16 protein-coding genes are annotated in these 19670 nt (G+C 74.8%); 6 read left to right on the forward strand and 10 right to left on the reverse strand.

The window, feature by feature from the left end; all coding sequences use genetic code 11:
• The first annotated feature begins 73 nt into the window (after positions 1–73).
• The 3 genes from ACFYVJ_RS10575 to ACFYVJ_RS10585 all read left to right on the forward strand — a co-directional run bounded on the left by ACFYVJ_RS10575 (position 74) and on the right by ACFYVJ_RS10585 (position 1898).
• Positions 74–724 (forward strand): DUF427 domain-containing protein, encoded by a 651-nt coding sequence (locus tag ACFYVJ_RS10575; RefSeq protein WP_388888758.1) that lies wholly within the window; start codon positions 74–76, stop codon positions 722–724.
• Positions 725–844: 120 nt separating this feature from the next.
• Positions 845–1159 carry a nuclear transport factor 2 family protein gene (locus ACFYVJ_RS10580; RefSeq protein ID WP_388888761.1) on the forward strand — a complete coding sequence of 105 codons (315 nt, stop codon included), beginning with the start codon at positions 845–847 and terminating at the stop codon, positions 1157–1159.
• Between the two features lie 73 nt (positions 1160–1232).
• Entirely contained in the window at positions 1233–1898 is a 666-nt protein-coding gene (locus tag ACFYVJ_RS10585; protein WP_388888763.1) for a TetR/AcrR family transcriptional regulator, read from the forward strand.
• 74 nt (positions 1899–1972) lie between these two features.
• Here the strand turns inward: ACFYVJ_RS10585 and ACFYVJ_RS10590 are convergent, their stop codons facing one another.
• Entirely contained in the window at positions 1973–3097 is a 1125-nt protein-coding gene (locus ACFYVJ_RS10590; protein ID WP_388888766.1) for a M24 family metallopeptidase, read from the reverse strand.
• A 159-nt stretch (positions 3098–3256) separates the two neighbouring features.
• On the opposite strand from ACFYVJ_RS10590, the gene ACFYVJ_RS10595 reads away from it, so the two are divergent.
• On the forward strand, positions 3257–3388 hold the full coding sequence (locus tag ACFYVJ_RS10595; protein WP_388888769.1) for a hypothetical protein: 132 nt from the start codon (positions 3257–3259) through the stop codon (positions 3386–3388).
• A 19-nt stretch (positions 3389–3407) separates the two neighbouring features.
• Positions 3408–4004 carry a TetR/AcrR family transcriptional regulator gene (locus ACFYVJ_RS10600; RefSeq protein WP_388888772.1) on the forward strand — a complete coding sequence of 199 codons (597 nt, stop codon included), beginning with the start codon at positions 3408–3410 and terminating at the stop codon, positions 4002–4004.
• An 83-nt stretch (positions 4005–4087) separates the two neighbouring features.
• Here ACFYVJ_RS10600 and ACFYVJ_RS10605 read toward each other — a convergent pair whose 3' ends face one another.
• Both ACFYVJ_RS10605 and ACFYVJ_RS10610 read right to left on the reverse strand, forming a co-directional pair.
• Entirely contained in the window at positions 4088–7282 is a 3195-nt protein-coding gene (locus ACFYVJ_RS10605) for a BTAD domain-containing putative transcriptional regulator (protein WP_388888775.1), read from the reverse strand.
• Between the two features lie 618 nt (positions 7283–7900).
• Complete coding sequence (locus ACFYVJ_RS10610; protein WP_388888778.1) at positions 7901–8548, reverse strand: TetR/AcrR family transcriptional regulator; 648 nt, start codon at positions 8546–8548, stop codon at positions 7901–7903.
• Between the two features lie 100 nt (positions 8549–8648).
• Here ACFYVJ_RS10610 and ACFYVJ_RS10615 point away from each other — a divergent pair, with 100 nt between their 5' ends.
• The gene (locus ACFYVJ_RS10615) at positions 8649–10157 is read left to right on the forward strand and encodes an MFS transporter (RefSeq protein WP_388888781.1); all 1509 of its coding nucleotides are present in this window, start codon (positions 8649–8651) and stop codon (positions 10155–10157) included.
• 71 nt (positions 10158–10228) lie between these two features.
• On the opposite strand, the gene ACFYVJ_RS10620 is transcribed toward ACFYVJ_RS10615, so the two are convergent.
• The 7 genes from ACFYVJ_RS10620 to ACFYVJ_RS10650 all read right to left on the reverse strand — a co-directional run bounded on the left by ACFYVJ_RS10620 (position 10229) and on the right by ACFYVJ_RS10650 (position 19455).
• The gene (locus tag ACFYVJ_RS10620; protein WP_388888783.1) at positions 10229–11125 is read right to left on the reverse strand and encodes a universal stress protein; all 897 of its coding nucleotides are present in this window, start codon (positions 11123–11125) and stop codon (positions 10229–10231) included.
• 160 nt (positions 11126–11285) lie between these two features.
• Positions 11286–12002, reverse strand: a complete 717-nt coding sequence (locus ACFYVJ_RS10625; RefSeq protein WP_388888786.1) for an ABC transporter ATP-binding protein — start codon at positions 12000–12002, stop codon at positions 11286–11288.
• Between the two features lie 8 nt (positions 12003–12010).
• Complete coding sequence (locus ACFYVJ_RS10630; RefSeq protein WP_388888788.1) at positions 12011–12853, reverse strand: ABC transporter ATP-binding protein; 843 nt, start codon at positions 12851–12853, stop codon at positions 12011–12013.
• Between the two features lie 136 nt (positions 12854–12989).
• On the reverse strand, positions 12990–15083 hold the full coding sequence (locus ACFYVJ_RS10635; protein ID WP_388888790.1) for a branched-chain amino acid ABC transporter permease: 2094 nt from the start codon (positions 15081–15083) through the stop codon (positions 12990–12992).
• A 1-nt stretch (position 15084) separates the two neighbouring features.
• Positions 15085–16299 (reverse strand): ABC transporter substrate-binding protein, encoded by a 1215-nt coding sequence (locus ACFYVJ_RS10640; protein WP_388888792.1) that lies wholly within the window; start codon positions 16297–16299, stop codon positions 15085–15087.
• Positions 16300–16477: 178 nt separating this feature from the next.
• Positions 16478–16882 carry a roadblock/LC7 domain-containing protein gene (locus tag ACFYVJ_RS10645; protein WP_047019156.1) on the reverse strand — a complete coding sequence of 135 codons (405 nt, stop codon included), beginning with the start codon at positions 16880–16882 and terminating at the stop codon, positions 16478–16480.
• Positions 16882–19455, reverse strand: a complete 2574-nt coding sequence (locus tag ACFYVJ_RS10650) for a nitrate- and nitrite sensing domain-containing protein (protein ID WP_388888795.1) — start codon at positions 19453–19455, stop codon at positions 16882–16884. The genes ACFYVJ_RS10645 and ACFYVJ_RS10650 overlap by 1 nt, the downstream gene beginning before the upstream one ends.
• Positions 19456–19670 lie beyond the last annotated feature (215 nt).

Here is a 19670-nt window from a genome sequence, read left to right on the forward strand (position 1 = left end):
GGGAAGCCCCGGTCCTTCGCGGGTGTTGACGTTGACAGCCTTTGACAGATCTTGACCGCCGGGAGGTAGGAAGATGCTGACCTTCGACACCAGGACCTGGGAGCCGAGCGAGCGGCGGGTGCGCGGCACCCTCGGCGGCGAACTCGTGGTCGACAGCGGGGCCGCGCTGCTGGTGCGGGAGGCGGGCAAGCCGTACGTGACGTACGCCTTCCCGCGCCGCGACGTCCGCACCGACCTCGTGCCGGACGCGGTGCGGACGTACGAAGGGGACGCCGCCCTGGCGGACCACGTGTCGGTGCGGTGGTCGGCGCTGGACCACTGGTACGAGGAGGACGAGGAACGGCTGGTGGGCCCGCAGGACCCGTACCACCGGGTGGACGCGGTGCGCAGCGCGCGGCACGTGCGGGTCGCGATCGACGGGCGGGTGGTCGCGGAGTCGCGCCGGCCGCTGGCGGTCTTCGAGACCGGGCTGCCGGCGCAGTTCTACCTGCCGCCCCAGGACGTGCGGCTGGAGCTCTTCGAGCCCACGCAGACGCGCACGGGCTGCCCGTACAAGGGCTTCGCGTCCTACCTGACGTACCGCGGCGAGGGGACGCAAGAGCGCGCGGACGTGGCGTGGTCGTACGAGGAGCCGCTGCCCGAGGCCGCGCCGCTGGCGGGGTACGTGGCGTTCTACGACTCGGTGGCGGACGTCGTGGTGGACGGGGTCAAGCGGGGCGGCTGAGCCCGGCCCCCGTCCGGGCGGCGGCCGCGGAACTGCGGCGGCGGCGGGTCGGCGGGACAATGACGGCGAGGTGGCGCACGCGGCGCGTGCGCGTCACGGCAGCAAATCCGGAGGTGCCCCATGGCCGCCCAGTCCACCGACCCCGTCGTGGCCGCCTTCGTCGCGGCGCTCAACGCCGGTGACAGGGACGCCTTCTTCGCGCTCCTGACCGACGACGCGACCATGACCGACGACGGCACCGAGCGGGACCTGGCCGCGTGGACCGACAAGGAGGTCTTCTCCTCCGCCGGCCACATGGACGTCGAGTCCGTCGCCCCCGACGGCCGGTCGCTCGTCGCCACGTACACGAACTCCACCTGGGGCGGCATGCGCACCCGCTGGTCCTTCACCGTCGACGGCGACCGCATCAGCCACTTCGACACCGGGCAGGCGTGAGCCTGCGCGCCGGGCGCAAACCTGCACCCGGTGGAGAAATCTTCCCGGGATACCCGTTTGCTACGGTGACGCCGTGGACGGCAAACCAGGGCTGCGCGAGCGCAAGAAGCAGCGGACCCGGGAGGCGCTCTCCGAGGCGGCGGTCACCCTGTTCCTGCGGCACGGCTTCGCCGCGGTCTCCGTCGCCCAGGTGGCCGAGGCCGCGGAGGTGTCCAAGCGCACGCTCTTCGCGTACTTCCCGAGCAAGGAAGACCTCGTCGCACACCGCCTCGCCGACCACGAGACCGACGCCGCCCGCGCGGTACGCGCCCGCCCGCCGCGCACCGCGCCGGTGGCCGCGCTGCGCGAGCACGTCCTGCGCGGGCTGCGGGAGCGGGCCACGGCCACCGGACTCGACGACCGGCCCGAAGTCCGGGCGCTGTACCGGATGATCCTGGACACGCCCTCGCTGGCGGCCCGGATGGAGCGGTTCAGGACCGGGGCGGAGCGGGCGCTGGCCGACGCGCTGCGGGAGACCGCGGCCGTCCCCGAGCCGACCGCGCGGCTGGCCGCCGCCCAGATCGTCGCGGTGCAGTGGGCGCTGGCCCGGGAGAACGCCGAGCGGCTGGCGTACGGGGAGTCCGCAGCCGACCGCTACCCGGGCGCGGTGGCGGCCGCCGAGCACGCGTTCGCGCTGCTGGAGAACGGGCTGCGGCGGCTGCCGCGGGCGCGCGGGCGGCGCCGCGGCCGTACCGGCTGAGGAGCGGCCGAAGGCCGGCTGGGACCGGCTGGGACCGGCTGGGGACCGACCGGGCACCGGGTGGGGATCGGCGTCTACGACACGATCGCCATCTCGCGGGCCGTGTCGTTGAGCCGCCGCCCGCCGGTCTCCGTGACGGTGACGATGTCCTCGATGCGTACGCCGAAGCGGCCCGGCAGGTAGATGCCGGGCTCGACGGAGAAGCACATGCCGGGCACCAGCGGCTGCTCCTCCCCCTCGATCATGTACGGCGGCTCGTGGGTGGTGGTGCCGATGCCGTGCCCGGTGCGGTGGATGAAGTACTCGCCGTAGCCGGCGTCGTCGATGACCCGGCGCGCCGCCCGGTCGACGTCCTGGCAGGCGGCGCCGGGACGGACCGCACGGAAGCCGGCCTCCTGCGCCGCGCGCACGACGTCGTGGACCTCCCGCTCCTCGGCGGTGGGCTCGCCGACGTGCACGGTGCGGGTGGTGTCGGAGCCGTAGCCGTGGACGAGGCCGCCGAAGTCGAGCACGACCATGTCGCCGTCGCGGATGACCCGTTCGCCGGCCTCGTGGTGCGGGTCGGCGCCGTTGGGGCCGGAGCCGACGACGGTGAAGTCGACCTGGGAGTGCCCGAACCGGCGCAGCAGCGCGGCCAGTTCCGCGGCGACGTCGGACTCCTTGCGGCCGGCGAAGCGCGCCTTCCTGATCTCCTCGTACGCGGCGTCCGCGGCGGCGCCGGCCGCGGCCAGCCGCGCCAGTTCGGCGTCGTCCTTGACGGCGCGCAGCATCGGCAGCCGGTCGGAGACGGCGGCGTAGCCGGAGTCCGGCAGTTCGCGCTGGAGCCCGAGCAGGTGCAGCGCCCAGGCGTCGTCGCTGACGGCGTACCGGCCGCGGGGGTCGAGCAGCGGCGCGGTCACGGCGTACGGGCTGGTGCCGTCGGTCCAGTCGCGCAGGGTGAACGCCGGCCCGCCGGCCGCCTTGGCGGCGTCGCCGGCCTCCAGCTTCGGCACCACCAGCACCGGATCGGCCCCGGGCGCGAGCACGAGCAGGGTGAGCCGCTCGGTGGCGGCGGGCGGCGCGTAGCCGGTGAGCCAGAGGAGGTCGGGGCCGGGCGCGACGAGCAGCCCGGCGAGCCCGGCGCCGGTTGCGGCGCGGGCGGCGTGGCGCATGCGGGCGCGGTAGTCGTCGGCGGTGAACGGGGCGAAGTCGCCGGTCATGCGGGCTCCTCGGGCTGGTCGGCGGGGTGTGCCGGGCTGCCATGAACGTACTCCGCACATCACGGTGATGCACGTAACGCAAGTCAACTTGCATTAGATGCGAGCGGAGTCGTACCTTAAAGCAAGACCTACTGCGTTAACTGGCTGGAGGCACCCCCGATGGTTCTCACCCCGGACTTCTGGACGCTGTTCACCGTGTTCGCGGCCGGCGGCATGGCACTCACCGCCGCGACCGCGGCGCTCGTCGCCGCTCTCCCCCGCCCCCGCGCCGACCGGCCGGCGCCGCACTGACCTGCGCTACGTTGGCGGGATGCCGGAAAGCAGCCGCCAGCCCGCCACCGCCGCCCGCAGAACGGGCGGCCGCAGCGCCCGCGTCCGCGCCGCCGTGCTGCAGGCGACGGTGGACGTCGTCCTGGAGCGCGGCGCCGACGCGCTGTCGATCGCCGAGGTCGCCCAGCGCGCCGGCGTCCACGAGACGTCGATCTACCGCCGCTGGGGCACCAAGTCCGCCCTCGCCCTCGACGCGGTCCTCGACCGCACCGCCGCCGACCTCCCCACCCCCGACACCGGCAGCCTCCGCACCGACCTCCTCGCCCTCCTCCACGACACCGCCGCCTTCGTCCGGACCCCGCTGGGCGGTCTGCTGCTGCGCATGGCGGTGCAGGAGGACCTCGCGGAGTACGAGGCGGCCCGCGACCAGTTCTGGACCACCCGGTTCGCGGTCGGCGCGACGGTCCTCGACCGGGCCGAGTCCCGCGGCGAACTCCGCCCCGGCGTCGACCGCCGCCTGGCCTTCGAGGCCCTGACGGGCCCGCTCCACACCCGCCTGCTGCTGACCCGCGCCCCCCTGGACGACGCCTTCCTGGAGGGCACGGTGGACCTGCTGCTGACGGGCATCGGCACCTGAACCCCGCCGGGGCGAGCGGGGGTTCGCGAGGTCGGCGACGCGGAGGAACCGCTCGGCCTCCCGGGGCGGCCGGGGCGCCGTGGTCAGGAGCCGGTCAGGCCGTGATCCCGCAGCAGACGCAGCAGCCTGTCGGCCTCGTCGTCCGCCTCCGCACTGCGGTAGAGCTCTACCGCGCGCGCCGCGTGCCGTCGGGCGTCGTCGATGCTGCCCGAGGTCAGCGCGAGCAGGGTCAGCCCGGAGAGGGCCTGCGCGGCGCTCCGCGGGATGCCCGCGTCACCGGCGATGCGCAGCACGGACTCGTACCGCTCGCGCGCCGCCGACAGCCGGCCCGACTCCCGCTGGACATCGGCGGATCCGAGGAGCGCGGCGACGCGCTCGTACGGGGTGCCGATGGCACGGGCGATGCGCTCGGCCATGGAGAAGTGCAGCAACGCCTCCCCTCGGCGGCCGCCGGACGCGTACGCGCCGCCGAGGCCGAGCAGCGCGTTCACCTCCCCCAGCGCGTCCCCGGCCGCGCGGTGGCTGGTCAGCGCCCGGTGGAACGACTTCAGTGCCCGGGAGGTCTGGCCGGTCGCCTGGTGGACCTCACCCATGTTGGTGGCGAGTATGGCCAGATCCCGGCGGGCTCCGTAGCGCTGCATGAGGGTCAGCGACTGCTCGTAGTAGTCCAGGGCGGCTTCGAAGTGGCTCTGGAGACGGCGCAGATCGCCCAGGTTGTTCAGCGCCTGGGCCTCCCCGTACGGGTCGCCGAGCGCCCGTCGCAGGTCCAGCGTCGTGCGCGCGGTGCGCAGCGCCTCGGCGTACTGACCGCCGTGCAGGAGGGCGAGGCCGCGTACGTTCAGGCAGGCCGCTTCCCCGTGCCGGTCACCCGCGCCGCGGTAGCGCGCGAGGGCCGCGTCCAGTGCCCTGAGCGACTCCACGCCGCCGCCTGCCGCGAGTTGCGCCCTTCCGGTCTGCAACAGCGCGTCGGCGCATCCGAGTTCGTCCCCACGCCGGCGGAACTCCGCCAGCGCCTCGCGGGCGTTGCGCAGGGCCTCCTCCGGGTTCTCCTTGGCGAGCTGCGCCGCACGGTCCACCAGCGTGCGGGCCAGGGTGGCGGTGTCGCCGCGGGTGCGCAGGGCGGTGAGGGCCGCGTCGTAGAGGGCGGCCGCGGGCTCGCGGGCGCCCCAGCGCTCCAGGGACGGGGCGAGTACGTGCGGGAAGAGCGCCGCCGCCGCCGGGGACGCGGTGGCGGCGTGGGCGGCGGTGGCCAGGAGGTTGGCCCGCTCCACCGACAGCCAGACGGACGCGACGTCCGCGTCCGCGAACCGCGGTGCGTACGGGGAGACCAGGCCGGGCGGCAGCGGCAGGATGCGGTGGTGCGGGTGGGCGAGGCGGGTCGCACGGTGGGCCGCGGTCAGGTAGTGGGCGGCGAGACGGTCGAACGCCGCCTGCCGCGCGGCCGGTCGCAGGGTGCGGCGGCCGGCCTGGCGGCCGAAGAGGCGGGTGAGGTCGTGCAGGCGGTAGCGGTCGCGTACGGGCTCGTCCAGCAGGTTGCAGTCCTGCAGTTCGTCGATGCTGCGCCGCGGACCCGCCGGCGGTACGTCCGGCGCGGCGCCCACGAGCGCCAGTATCGCGGTCGGCGGGAGGTCGGGACCGGGGGCCAGCGCCAGCGCGCAGAGCATCTCCCGGGCCGGGGCGCCGAGTTCCTCGTACGACAGCCGGAAGGCGGCGGCCACCGCGGGGTCCAGCTCGTCGAGGGGGTCGGTGGCCTGGGCGAGCCGGTCCAGGAGGTGCGCGAGGTCCCAGGAGCCGCGGTGCCGGAAGCGGCCGGCAAGGAGTTGCACGGCGAGCGGGTTGCAGCCGCAGGCGGCCACGACGCCGGCGAGCGCCGCACCGTCGCCGGGCAGCCGGGCCGCGCCGACGACACGCGTGAACAACTCCGCCGCCTCCGCCGCCGACAGCACGTCCAGGTGCAGCTCTCCGGCGCCGTCCAGCCGCAGCCGGTTGCGGCTGGTGACGATCGCCCGGCAGTCGGGCGAGGCGGGCAGCAGCGGCTCGACCTGCGCGGCGTCGCGGGCGTTGTCGAGGACCAGGAGCAGCCGCCGGCGCGCCGTCCACTCCCGCCACGCGCTCGCGCGCTCGTCCAGCGTGTCCGGCAGCTTCGGCGCCCCGCACGTCTGCAGCAGCACGGCCAGCGCCTCGGCCGGGTCGTAGGGCGGCTGCCCGCTGAACCCGCGCAGGTCGAGGAAGAGCTGCCCGTCGGGGTACGCGCGGCCGAGCCCGTACGCGACGTGGACGGCCAGGCTGGTCTTTCCGACGCCGGGCATCCCCTGGATCAGGGTGAGCGGTAACGCCCGCTTCTCCCGCCCGCCGTCAGCCGCCCCCGGCCCCGCAGCCGTGCCGGCGCCCGTGCCCGTATCGGTGAGGAGGAGGCTCAGCTCGCTCGTCCGGCCGGTGAAGTCGTGGGTGTCGCGCGGCAGGTTGGTGCGGGGCGCGGGCGTCGGCGCCGCGTCGACCGGGGTGCCGGCGGCGGGCGTGGGCGCGGCGAGCAGTTCGCGGTCCTGCTCCAGGATGCGCCGGTGCAGGTCGCGCAGCTCCGCGGAAGGCGCCATGCCCTGTTCCTCGTCGAGCCTGCGGTGCGTGGTGCGGTAGAGGTCCAGGGCCTCGGCGTGCCGGCCGCAGCGGTAGAGCGCCAGCATCAGGGAGGCGACGAGCCGCTGGGCGAGCGGGTTCTCCGCCACCAGTTCCCGTAACTCCCCGATCAGATCCGAGTGCCGGCCCGCCTCCAGCTCCAGCCGGATCCGCTGCTCCCGCACCCGGCGCAGATCCTCCAGCAGCCGGGCGCGGGTGGCGGTGGCCCACGTCCCCGGGAACTCGGCCAGCGGCTCGCCGCGCCACAGGGACTCGGCCGCGCGCAGCAGCCCGACCGCCCGCCGCCGCTCGCCCTGCGCGACGGCCGTCGCGGTCTGGGCCCGTAACTCCTCGAAGCGCAGCAGGTCGACGCTCCCCGGCCGGACCCGCAGCCGGTACACGCCGGGCGAGGGCCGCTCCAGCTCGATCGCGTCCCGGTACGGCTTCAGCTTCTTGCGCAGCCGCGAGAGCAGGCTGTGCAGCGTGCCCTGCGCGCTCGGCGGCGGGGAGCCGTCCCAGACGCGCTCCGTCAGCGCCTCGGCGGTGACCGACCGCCCGCGCGCGTGCACCAGCACGGCCAGGACGCAGCGCTCCTTGACCGACCCGAGGTCGCGGCGCTGCTCGCCCTGCCAGAGTTCCAGCGGTCCCAGAGCCCGTAGTTCCACCCGTCGCTCCACCATCGACCCGCGGGACCCTCGCCCCGCGGCCGGATCCCCTCCCGTGACGGCGGCGCCCCGCCCGCACGCCGGGGACACCACACCATCGCCACGCCGGTACGGATGCACCAGGGGAGCGGGACGGGGCGCACGGTTGCGCGCCAGGCGCGCGGGTCCGTCCCGGCCGGAGCAGACGGACGGAGATCGACAGGGACGCGAAGCGAGCGGCCGCGTACAGGTGCACGCCATCGCCGGCCAGCCGATGCGCGCCGCGCACGGATCAGCGCGGCACCACCGGTTACCGGTTCCGCCGCGCTGATTCGACAGATAGGGTCAGACCGACAAGCCCGCGACGGGGCGCCGCAGGACAGGGCGCTGCACGGAACGTGCCGCGCGGTCCAGGACCCGCCACATCCACTGCCACGGGCGCCAGATGAAGGCATCGAGGTCGTATCCGGCCCTACGGCGGCGGCTGGACGTGATGATCACGTGCGTCTCCTCGATATCGCGTAGCTGACTCGTCCGGGACCGCTGGCGCGCCCGGACGAGCAGCACCCTACCCGGCCGTGTATTCGACGGATGCCAGATCGACGCACAGATGAGCCAATCTCGGCCCATCTGTTGCGCTCAACTCGCCGACGCTCCCGCCGCCGGGGCCCCGAAGGCCGCCGTCAGCAGTGCCGTCAGGCGCTCCACGTCGTCCGCGCCCGGCGGTTCCGCCGGGGGCCGGCCCGGGTGGAAGTCCGTGAGGGTGCCGGACTGGTGGAGGGCCAGGAGGCCGACCATGGCGCGGTAGCGGTACGCGACCTCCGCCGGGGTGAGGTGGGGCAGCGCCGCCGTGAGGGCGGCCAGGTACTCGCCTTCCACCGGGGCGACTTCCGCACCGAAGAGGCGGCGGATCGCCGGGTCCGGTTCGCAGACGACCCGGCCGAGGAAGCGGCGCAGGTCCGCGCCGCCCGTACCGGGGTCGCCGACGTGCGCGCCGGTGGCGACGAACACGCGCACCAGGTCCGCCGCCCCCGGGGGGTCGGCGCGGGTGCGGAGTTCGTCGAGGAGGCGCCGGCGTTCGCCGTTGACGGCGGCCATCGCGCGTTCGACGACGGCGCGAAGCAGCCCTTCCTTCGAGCCGAAGTGGTAGTTCACCGCGGCCACGTTCGCCTCCGCGGCGTCGGTCACGGTGCGCAGGGAGGTCGCGGCGAACCCGTGCTCGGCGAACAGCCGCTCGGCGGCGTCGAGGAGGCGGGTGCGGGTGGCGGTGGAGCGTGGCGTGGACATCGATCGCGAGTTTAAACGCTCGCTTGAAGACGGTGCCGGACCCGTGGTAGAGATTCAAACGCCCGCTTCAATCAATCGTTTGATACCCCCGGAGTGCCCCATGCCGCCACCCGCCGTCGGCCCCGGCCGCCGCACCGCCGTGCTGACCGTGATGTGCCTCGCCCTCGCCGTGGTCGTCGGCATGCTCGCCTCGCTGCTCGTGGCCGTGCCCGGCATGGCCCGCGACCTCCGGGCCACCGAGGCGCAACTGCAGTGGGTCATGAACGCGTACGGCGTCACCTTCGCCGGTCTCCTCCTCGCCGGCGGCGCGCTCGGCGACCGCTACGGGCGCAAGGGCGTCCTCCTCAGCGGGCTCGCCGTCTTCGGCCTCGCCTCCGGTGCCGTCCTGCTGGTCGACGACGTGGCCCTCGTCATCGTCCTCCGCGGCGTGGCCGGGGTGGGCGCCGCGCTCGTCATGCCGATGACCCTGTCGATCATCACGGCCGTCCACCCGCCGGAGAGCCGGGGGCGGGCCGTCGGCATCTGGTCCGGCGTCAGCTTCGGCTCCGCGCTGCTGGCCGTGCTGCTCGCCGGCGGGTTGCTGGAGGCGTACTCCTGGCGGTCGGTCTTCGCCGTCAACGCCGGGCTCGCCGCCGTCGCCCTGCTCGCCGCCGCCGTGCTCGCCCCGCCCTCCCGCGCCGCCTGTGCCGCGCCGCTGGACGCCGTGGGCGCCCTGCTCTCGGTGACCGGCATCGGCGCGGTGGTCTTCGGCATCGTGGAGGGGCCGGAACGGGGCTGGGCGCACGGCGCGGTGCTCGGCGGCTTCGCCGTCGGGGCCGCGGCGCTCGGCGCGTTCGTACGGTGGGAGCTGCGCACCCCGTATCCGCTGCTCGATCTGCGGGTGTTCCGGCTGCCCGGCGTCTCGGCCGGGTCGCTGATCATCACGGCCGAAACGCTCGCCATGTTCGGGTTCTTCTTCCTCGGCCTGCAGTACCTCCAGGAGATCCTCGGCTACTCGCCGATGCGCGCCGGGCTCGCGCTCGTCGCCATGGCCGTCGGCGCCATGGTCTTCTCCCCCGTCGCCCCCGCGCTGGCCAAGCGGTACGGCATGGCCGTCGTCATCGGGCTCGGCATGGCGCTGATCGCCGCCGGGCTGCTGGTGCTCGCGGCCGTCGTCGGCGGCTCCGGGAACGGGATCCGGGGCTTCCTCGTCGCCACCGCCGTCCTCGGCGCCGGCGTCGCCTTCGCCGCGACCCCGGCGACGGAGGCGATCGTCGCCGCGCTCCCCGCCGGCAAGCAGGGCGTCGCCTCCGCGCTCAACGACCTCACCCGCGAACTGGGCGGCGTCCTCGGCATCGCCGTCCTCGGCAGCGTCTTCAACTCCGCCTACCGGAGCGAGGTCGGCCGGGCCGCCGAGGGGCTGCCGGACGGTGCCTCCGGCACCGCGAGCGACTCGCTGGCCGGTGCGCTGCGCGTCGCCGACGAGGTCGGGGGCGCGCGGGGCGCGGAGTTCGCAGGGGCGGCGCGGGAGGCGTTCAACTCCGGGATGTCCAGCGCCCTCGTCGGCGGGCTCGCCGTCGTCCTGCTGGGCGGCGGAGTGGCGGTGGCCCTGCTGCGGCGGGTCCGGTAGCCGGGCCGGGCAGCGGGAAGAGAGCGGTCCTCGCCGGAGAGCGCTGGGTCACGCCCCCTCCGTACGGGCCGTCAGCGCTTGTCCGGCTCCGCCCGCACCACCGCCACCGGGCAGTCCGCGTGGTGCAGCAGCGCCTGGCTCACCGAGCCCAGCAGCATTCCCGCGAAGCCCCCGCGGCCCCGCGCGCCCACGACCACCAGCGCCGCCTCCCGGCTCGCCTCGATCAGCGCCTCCCGGGGGCCGCCGCGCAGCACGCGGCGGTCGACGGACACGTCCGGGTAGCGCTCCTGACGGCCCGCCAGCGCCTCGGCGAGCACGCGCTCCTCGTTCGCGGCCAGGTCGCCCGACCCGCTCGCGTACGGCTCCGCCGGGTCCTGCGGCGGCGGGGCCTCGGCCTTCCACGGCGACCAGGCGTGTACGGCGACGAGTCCGGTGCCGCGCATCGACGCCTCGGCGAAGGCGAATTCGATGGCCGCCTCGCCGGACGGCGAGCCGTCCACGCCCGCGACCACCGGGCCCTCGCGCGCCGGGTCGCCCTCGCCGCGTACGACGAGCACCGGGCAGTGGCCGTGCGCCGCCAGGTGCACGGCCGTCGAGCCCAGCAGCAGGCCGACGAACGCGCCGAGCCCGCGGCTGCCGACGACGGTCAGCGCCGCGCCGCGCGACTCCTCCACCATCACCGGCAGGGTGTCGCCGGTGACGACGGCGCCCTCCGCCTCGACGCCGGGTTCGGCCCCGCGCGCGTGCCGTACCGCCTCGGCGACGACCTGCTCCGCCTGGTTGCGCAGCCCGCCCTCGGGCGGGCCCATCGACGACGGCTCCAGCGGGACCCGCATCATCGGCCAGAAGAAGGCGTGCACGACGCGCAGCCCGATACCGCGCAGCCGCGCCTCGCGGGCCGCCACCGTGACGGCTTCCAGGCCCTCGGGAGACCCGTCGACGCCCACCAGCACCGGTGCACTCACCATCGGCCTCCGTCTGCGCGCACGGCGCGCGGGGCGCCGCTGGATCCACGTACGGTCACCAGACTTGCCCACCGCCGCCGGTCCCGCCAGCCGGCGGCGGGTGAGCGGGTGAGCGGCGCCGTCCCCCGACTTGCGGGTGACACGGGCCCGGGACTCCCGCGCGTCAGTGCGCCGTCAGCGCCAGCGCCTCGTGCAGCTCCGCCGGGTCCTTGCGCACCGCGGGACCGGCCAGCCGGGCCGTGACCCGGCCCGACGTCAGCACCGTCACCGTGTCGGCGCACTGGGCGGCCGACGCCGGGCTCGGCGAGACGAGCAGCACCGCGAGCCCCTCCCCCGCCAGCGTGCGGACCAAGTCGAGGATCTGCCCCACCAGTACCGGCGCCAGGCCCTCCGTCGGCTCGTCCAGCAGCAGCACGCGCGGCGAGCCCAGCAGCGCGCGGGCCAGGGCGAGCATCTGCTGCTCGCCGCCGGACAGGTCGGTGCCGCGGTGGGTGCCGCGCTCGCCGAGCCGGGGCAGCAGGTCGAGCACCCGCTCCGGCGTCCAGGGGCGGACGGCCCCGCCGTCGCGGGGCGGGCGGTGGGCGAGGCGGATGTGCTCGGCGACGGTCAGCCGGGCGAAGACCCGGCGGCCCTGGGGTACGAGGCCGACGCCGGCCCGCGCGATGCGGTGCGCCGGGCGCCCGGTGACGTCGCGGCCCGCGACCTCGACGGTGCCGGTGCCCGGGCGCAGCAGGCCGGCGACGGTGTGGACGAGGGTGGTCTTGCCGGCGCCGTTGTGGCCGACGACGGCGTGCACGCTGCCCTCGGGGACGTCGAGGTCGAGGTCGTGGAGGACGGTGCCGCCGTGGTAGCCGGCGGACAGCCCGGAGATGCGGAGCATGGGTCGGGTCACCTCTTCCCGCCGGTGTCGTGGGCGCCGGCGGCATCCGGCGGGCCGGCGGGCGCCGGGGCGTCGGCCGTGGTGGCGGCGTCCAGGTACGCGCTGCGCACCTCGGGCAGCCCGAAGACCTCCTGTACTTCGCCGGAGGCCAGCACCCGCCCGGTCACCAGGACCGTGACGGTACGGGCCAGCCGCGCGACCACCTCGGTGTTGTGCTCCACCAGCAGGACGGCGATGCCGTCGTCCAGGGCGCCGAGTACGTCGAGCAGCCGGACGACGTCCCGGTCGGTGAGCCCGGCGGCGGGCTCGTCGAGCAGCAGCACCCGCGGGCGGGCGACGAGCGCGGCGGCGAGGTCGAGCAGCCGGCGCTGGCCGTGCGAGAGCGAGCCGGCCGGCCGGTCCGCCACCCCGGCGAGGCCGACGTCCGCGAGCCGCTCCGCCGCCGCCTCGGCCAGCCGCCCCCGGCGCGCGCTCCGCCGCCACGCGCCGCGGCGCTCGGGGTGGTGCCGCCAGGAGGCGAGCAGCACGTTGTCCAGGACGGTCAGGTCCGCGATGGCGGTGGGCTGCTGGAAGCTGCGGGCCACGCCGAGGCGGCTGCGCCGCGCGGGCGCGGTGCGGGTCACGTCCCGGCCGAGGAAGGTGATGGACCCCTGGTCGGGGCGCTCGGTGCCGGCGATGAGGTTGAGCAGGGTGGTCTTGCCCGCGCCGTTGGGCCCGATGAGGGCGTGCCTGGCGCCGGCGGGCAGGTCGAGCGAGACGTCGTCGACGGCGGTGAGGCTGCCGAAGCGGCGGGTGAGACCGGCGAGTTCGAGGGCGGTGGACCCGGTGGCGGGTGCGGTGGTCGCGGTCACGGGGTGCCCTTCCGTACGCGGGCGGCGGGGCCGGATGCGGTCACACTGCCGCCTTCCGTACGAGGAGCGGGGCGGGAGGCGGCAAGCGCCGCCTGCCGGCCCGTACGACGGGCGGGGCGGCCCGCGGCGGGCGCGGTCACGTCGTCCCCTTCCGTGCCCGGGACGGCGGGCCCGCCTCCGCCGGCTCCGGCGGATCCTGCGGCTCCGCGTCGACGGGACCGCGCGGCGCGGGCAACCGCCCCCCGGCGCCGCCGTCGTCGTCGCCGTCCGCGGCGGCCGCGCGGGGTGCCCCGGAGACCAGCCCGGCGAGCCCGCGCGGCAGCAGGTAGACCGCCGCGACGAACAGCACGCCGAGCAGCAGCGGTCCGTGGCCCGGCCACGAACCTGCCAGCCAGTCGCGGGTGTAGACGATGAGCCCCGCGCCCACAAGCGCGCCGATCACCGACGTGATGCCGCCGATGACGGCCGCGAGCAGGGCGAGCGCGGCGATCTCGAAGCCGACGTCGGCCGGGGAGACGTAGCTCTGCACGGCGATGAGCAGCGAGCCGCCCGCGCCCGCGAGGGCACCGGCGCCGACGTACGCCAGCAGCAGGTACCGCGTGACGGGGTGGCCGGAGGCGCGCATCCGCTCCTCGGCCTCCCGCGAGCCGGTGAGCAGCTTGCCGGCCGGCGAGCGCAGCAGCACCAGCGCCACGGCGACGACGCAGACGACGACCACCGCCGCGTACTGGTAGATCGCCAGCTCCTCGAAGAGCGGTTCGCCGCCCCAGAACGCCTGCGTGGACGGGAACCCGGCGAGGCCGTCGGTGCCGCCGGTCACGGACTTCCACTGGCCGATGGCGATGGCGGTCAGCTCGCCGACCGCGACGGTGATCATGAGGACGGTGGTGCCGCGGGCACGGATCACCGCGGGGCCGGTCACGACGCAGAACGCGGCGGCGACGGCGGCGGAGATCACCACCTGCACGGGCCCGACCGTCCAGTCGTTCTCGGCGAGTTTGGCGGTGGTGTACGCGCCGACCGCGAACGGCGCCGTCTGCCCGAGGGTGGGCAGCCCGGCGTAGCCGGTGACCACGGTGACGCTGACCGCGAGCAGGCCGAGGGCCAGGGCGTAGCCGGCGAGGGAGAGGGCGTACGCGTCGAGCATCGTCGGCAGCACAGCCAGCACGACGACCAGGGCGAGCAGCGGGGCGGCGGCGCGGGCGGCCGTGGCGACCCGCCCGGCGCCGGAACCGCCGGCGGCGGCAGCCGCCTTGGCCCGGCGCGCCGCCTGCTTCCCCCGCCAGGGCCACGGCACTCGGGCCAGCCTGCGGCGCAGCCGCTCCGCCGGGTCGGGCGGCGGGTCGGCGTCGTGCTCCGGGCCGTGCGGCTCGGCGAGCCCGCGGCCGGAGCGCAGGATCAGCACCACGGCCATGGCGGCGAAGAGCAGGTACGGCGCCCAGTCGGGGGCGACCGACACCCCCAGCGTCTGCACCTCGCCGACGCCGATGGCGGCGACCAGGGTCGCCCACAGCGAGCGCAGTCCGCCGAGCACCACGACCACGAGGGACAGCATCAGCACGGTGTCCCCGGTGCCGGGACCGGGACCGATGATGGGCGCGCCGAGCACGCCGGCGGCGCCGGCCAGCGCGCCGGCCGCGGCGAGCACGCCGGTGTGCACGACCCGGGGGCTGAGCCCGGTGGTGGCCAGCATCTCGGGGTCGTCGGCGGCGGCCCGTACGGCGGCGCCCGCGCGGGTGCGGGTGAGCACCCAGGTGCCGGCCGCGGCGAGGACGACGGCCATGACGATGAACCCGAGCCGGTAGGCGGGGTAGCGGTGGCCGAGGAGGTCGACGGAGGTGTCCAGCGCGTCCGGGATGCGTACCGGCATCTCGTCCGCGCCGAACCCCTCCACGAGCAGGTTGCCGCCGATCAGCGCGAGGCCGAAGGTCAGCAGCGCCTGGTCCAGATGCCCGCGGCGGGCGAGCGGCGCCGTGGCCGCGGACAGCAGCGCCCCGGCCGCGCAGGCGGCCGCGGTGCCGGCGACGAGACCGAGGACGAGGCCGCCCCAGGTCCCGTCGCTCAGCTCGGCGCCGGTGTAGGCGCCGACCGCGTACAGCGTGCCGTGCGCCAGGTTCAGCACCCCGGCAGTGCCGAACGCCAGGCTCAGGCCGGCGGCGACGACGAACAGCAGCAGCCCGTAGGCGACGCCGTCGACCGCCGGCACGAGCTGGGCATCGAGCGCCCCCATGTCAGTCGCCGAGCGTGGCCAGGTCCTGGACCGTGACGTTGGAGAGTTGCTTGCCGTCCTTGCGGACCTCGCGCAGGTACCACTTCTGCACCGGCGCGTGCGACTTCTTGCCGAACGCCCAGGTGCCGCGCGGGCTTTCGATCTGGCCGAGGCTGCCGAGGGCGTCGTTGATGGTCTCCGAGTTCACCTCGCCCTTCTCGGCGGCCGTGGCGATCGCCATGTCGAGCACGGCGGCGGCGTCGTACGAGGCCATGGCGTACCCGGTGGGCGGGGTGTCGTGCTTGGCGGTCCAGTCGGAGACGAACTTCCGGTTGGCGTCGTTGTCCAGGTCGGACACGTAGTTGGAGACGGACTGGATGCCGTCGGCGGAGTCGCCCTGGGCCTGGAGGATGCTGCCCTCGGTCAGCGAACCGGAGGCGTACAGCGGCAGGTCGGCGACGTCGGACTGGGCGTACTGCTTGACGAAGTCGATCGCGGCCTTGCCCGCGTAGAAGGTGTACACCGCCTTCGCGTCGGACTGGGCGATGTCGGCGAAGTACGGGGTGAAGTTGGTCGTGTCGGGGAACGGCGTCCAGGTGGTCTCGCCGTCGGAGTTGGCCAGCTCGCCGCCGATCTCGGCGAAGGTGTCGGTGAAGCCGCCGAGCTGGTCGTAGCCGCCCTGGTAGTCGGGGCCGATCGCGTAGACCGGGCCGTCGACCTCGTCCTTGACGTACTGGGCGATGGCGGTGCCGTAGTCCTTCGACAGGAAGCTGGTGTGCCAGACGCGGGAGACGTCCTTGAGCTCGGGGCGGCCGTTGGAGCTGACCAGCGGGATCTTGTTCTGCTCCAGCATCGGCAGCACGGCCTGGTAGGAGCCGTTGGCGACGATGCCGGTCATCACGTCGACCCGGTCCTTCTTCACCAGCTTGGTGGCCGCCGGCACCGCGGTGGGCGGGCCGTCCCCCTCGTCGCCCACCGACAGTTCGACCTCGCGCCCGCCCAGCTTGCCGTCGTGCGTGTCCAGGTAGAGCTGGAAGCCGTTGCGCAGGTCGGTGCCCACGGCCTCGTACGTCCCCGAGAGGGCGGCCAGCAGACCCACCTTCACCGTGTCGTCGCCGGAGCCGCTGTCGCCGCCGCCGCTGCAGCCGGCGAGTGCCAGCGAGACTGCTGCTGCGGTGGCGGCGACGGCCCGGGTTCTGCTACGGCCGGGACGGCGTATGGATGCGTTGACGAACACGAAAGGCTCCCGAGGGAAAAATGAGGGATGGGCTGGGGGGGGTTGATCCGGGGGGGGTATCGGGGGTGGGGGAGGCAGAAGGGTGGCAACAGGGTGGGAACGACGACGGGCAGACGACGACGGAGCCTGCGGCCGGGCGCGCGGGCGGGGTGAGGGGAGTCCCGCCCGTGCGGCGGCGTCAGGAAGCGGGCTGCGAGTCGCGCAGTTGCGGGCTGAGCGCGTCGCCCACCTGGTTGATCAGCTCGGACATCATGTAGCTGACCTCGCCGATGTCGGCGTCCCGGTTGGTGGTGACCAGGAGGGACGCCCCGCTGGAGACCGCCATGGAGAACATGTAGCCGCCCTCCATGGCGGTCAGGCTGTGCTCGACGGGGTCCGCCTCGATCAACTGGGCAGCGCCGGAGAGCAGGTTGACGATGCCGGAGGCGATGGCTGCCAGCCGGTCCGCGTCGTCCTGGTCCACCCCCGTGAAGGCCAGGGCGAGGCCGTCCACGGACACGGCGATGACCTGGGTGACCTCGGGGATACGGCGCGCGAAGTCACTCAGCAGCCAGCTCAGGTCGGCGGTGGATGGGGTAGTCATCACGTGCTCCGTTGCGAGTCGTCGTCTTTTGCGGTCCGGGGGGTACGGCCGCTGTTCCTGCCGGTACGGGCACGGCCTCCGTCGTCGTTACGGGGACGGCCGTCGCCGCTGCCGTTGTCACCGCTGCCGCCCGTACCTGCCGGGCGGCCGCGATCGGCGGCCCCCCCGGCTCCCTCACGGCGGCCGGTGCTCCTGCTGATGCCCTGGGTGTACGCGGCCAGCACGTCGGAGATCTGCCGGGAGTCCCGGCGCTTCGTGGGCGCCGCCTTCCGCTCGCTCCGGCCGCCCGGCCTGTTCTCCCCGTCGCGCTTGGGGAACCGCGGCCACTGGTCCGCCGGCTGGCGCATCCGCACGGGCAGCCCCGAGGGGCTGACGCCGGCGACGCGGTCGGCCGGGTCGTAGTCCGGGCCGAACGGCAGGTTGCGCCGCGCGCCGCCGTCGTCCCCGGCCTGCGCCTCCCGGCCACCCGGCACGGCCCCGCCCGGAGCGGCACCGGGGGTCGTGCCGCGCGGCGGGGTGGTGCCGGGAACGGTGCCGCCCGCGGCGGCCGCGCCGCGCCGGGGCGCGGCGGCGGCGACGGGCTCGTCCATCGGCTTGCGCGGTCCCGGCACGCCGCGCGGGGTGGCGGCGAAGACGCTCGGCTCCCCCTCCACCAGCGGCCGTTCGCCCTCCACCATCGTCTCCTCCTCGACAGCCACGAGGACCGTCGGCGGGAGGGTGACCTCGGCGATGGTGCCGGGGCCCGCGGAGGAGCGCAGCTCGACCACGATGCCGTGCCGGGCGGCGAGCCGGGCGACGACGTGCAGACCCATGGAGCGCACGGCGCCGACGCCGGTCTGCGGGTTGGCCAGCCGGGCGTTCAGCTCGTCCCGGCGCTCGGGGGTCATGCCGACGCCCTCGTCGACGATCTGCACCACCGCGCGGTCCCACAGCCGCCAGACGGCCACGCCCACCTGCTTGTCGGGGGGCGAGAACCGGGTGGCGTTGTCGAGGAGTTCGGCGAGGATGTGCGCGAGGTCGTGCACCCCGCGGGCGGCGATGCCGATCCCCTGCTCCACGATGCCCATGGCGACGCGCTCGAACCGCTCGATCTGCTGGGCGGCGGCGACGACCACGGTGGCGCAGGGCGCGTCCGCTTCGCGTACCCGGGCGTGTCCGTAACCGCCCATCACCAGCAGGTTGTTGGTGTTGCGCTCCATGCGGATGGCGAGGTGGTCGAGCGCGAAGAGGATCTTCATCCGCTCCGGGTCGGCCTCGTCGCGCTGGACCGCGTCCAGCTCGGACACCATGACGGAGGTGAGCTGCGCACCGCGGCGGGCGACGCCGACCAGGGTCTCCGCGAACTGCTCGTGCGCGTGCGCCTGCTGGGCCGCGAGCCGTACCGCCTCGTGGTGGACGGAGTTGAACGCCTCGCCGACCTCGCCGATCTCGTCCTCGCCGGTGGTCTCCACCGGGCTGCCGGAGCTGTCGGCGACCTGTTCCGGCGTGGCGCCGCCCAGGGCTCCCGGCTGGGAGAGGTCGGTGACGATCTGCGGCAGCCGCTCCGTGGCCACCGAGTGCGCCGCGTTGCGCAGGTCGCGCAGCCGGCGGATGATCACGCGGCCGACGCGGAGCGCGAAGAGCAGCACGCCGATCAGCGTCACCAGCACCACGATGATCTCGATGACCGCCCACCAGATGAGCGTGGACCGTTCCTCGGTGACGTCCTTGTGCACGGACTCGATGACGCGGCGCTCCACCGAGCGCAGCTCGGTCAGCCGGTCGGCCGTGGCCTCCTGCCAGTCGGCGGCGGAGATGCCGAGTTCCGCTCCGATCTGGGTGCGGCTCACCTGGTCCTGCATCCCCTGCGCGGGCAGGGTGCCGGGAGCGGAGAGCGCGTGTTCCAGCCAGGCGCGCCACTGCTGCGGACCGAGGGCGACGAAGGCGCTCATCGTCTCGAAGAAGCCGATCTCGGTGGCGTCGAAGGTGCGCCGGGAGGCCGACGTGAAGCCGCCGCCGTCCAGCGCCCTGAGCACCACGACCTGTTGCTGCGCCGAGTGCTCCTCGGCGCGTGCGAACGAGGCGGAGGCCCGGATCCGGTCGGCGATGTCGGCGTCGACGCCGTCGGCCTGGGCGATGCCTTCCCGGTAGTCGACCAGGTCGGCGATCGTGATCCGGTATCCGAACGCGAGCGCGGACAGCGTGCCGCTGCCCGAGCGCGCCTGGGCGCGCAGCGAGGGCAGTTCGGCCAGCGAGCGGTCGATCCGCTGCACGGCGAGGTCGGCGTTGTGCGGCAGGGAGTCGAGCTTCCTGCGTTTCTCGGTGTACTCCGAGATACCTGCGTCCGTGGCGTCGGTTGCCTTGCGGAAACTGGTGGCATCGCCCTGGGAGGCGACCAGCGCGGTTGCGGCAGCACGTTCGTCCTGCAACCGGGCGGTCAGCTCCGCGGCGGACTCGGCGGCATCGACCATCTGCGCCAGCCTGTTGGCCTGGAACGCCTGGGTCGTCGCCGGCGCGAGTGCGCGCACGGAAAAGGCGATGGCCACCACAAGGGGCACGGCGACCAGAAGGACGAGTCGACGGTTGATCTTCACTACGCAACCCCTACGTCGGGGTCATGACACAGTAAAGCTGACACGGGATTACCTTGCGATGGGGAGGGTGTGACATGTGGGGGTCGGTGCATGCATCGCTCCTGCTGAGGGTGGGCTGAGCGATGTGTCTGATGCTAAGTCGGAAGTATAAGTTACGGGCGAGTACAACATCAAAATATGCAAGAGGGAGATGCAATCTCTACCTCTGATCAATC

The sequence above is a fragment of the Streptomyces sp. NPDC004134 genome (assembly GCF_042874195.1).
GTDB lineage: Bacteria > Actinomycetota > Actinomycetes > Streptomycetales > Streptomycetaceae > Streptomyces.

Bases quoted from the DNA above. Each gene is read 5' to 3' on its own strand.
- ACFYVJ_RS10575 (WP_388888758.1), top strand. From the start codon at position 74: ATGCTGACCTTCGACACCAGGACCTGGGAGCCGAGCGAGCGGCGGGTG.
- ACFYVJ_RS10580 (WP_388888761.1), top strand. From the start codon at position 845: ATGGCCGCCCAGTCCACCGACCCCGTCGTGGCCGCCTTCGTCGCGGCG.
- ACFYVJ_RS10590 (WP_388888766.1), bottom strand. From the start codon at position 3,097: ATGACCGGCGACTTCGCCCCGTTCACCGCCGACGACTACCGCGCCCGC.
- ACFYVJ_RS10595 (WP_388888769.1), top strand. From the start codon at position 3,257: ATGGTTCTCACCCCGGACTTCTGGACGCTGTTCACCGTGTTCGCGGCC.
- ACFYVJ_RS10600 (WP_388888772.1), top strand. From the start codon at position 3,408: ATGCCGGAAAGCAGCCGCCAGCCCGCCACCGCCGCCCGCAGAACGGGC.
- ACFYVJ_RS10610 (WP_388888778.1), bottom strand. From the start codon at position 8,548: ATGTCCACGCCACGCTCCACCGCCACCCGCACCCGCCTCCTCGACGCC.
- ACFYVJ_RS10615 (WP_388888781.1), top strand. From the start codon at position 8,649: ATGCCGCCACCCGCCGTCGGCCCCGGCCGCCGCACCGCCGTGCTGACC.
- ACFYVJ_RS10620 (WP_388888783.1), bottom strand. From the start codon at position 11,125: ATGGTGAGTGCACCGGTGCTGGTGGGCGTCGACGGGTCTCCCGAGGGC.
- ACFYVJ_RS10625 (WP_388888786.1), bottom strand. From the start codon at position 12,002: ATGCTCCGCATCTCCGGGCTGTCCGCCGGCTACCACGGCGGCACCGTC.
- ACFYVJ_RS10635 (WP_388888790.1), bottom strand. From the start codon at position 15,083: ATGGGGGCGCTCGATGCCCAGCTCGTGCCGGCGGTCGACGGCGTCGCC.
- ACFYVJ_RS10645 (WP_047019156.1), bottom strand. From the start codon at position 16,882: ATGACTACCCCATCCACCGCCGACCTGAGCTGGCTGCTGAGTGACTTC.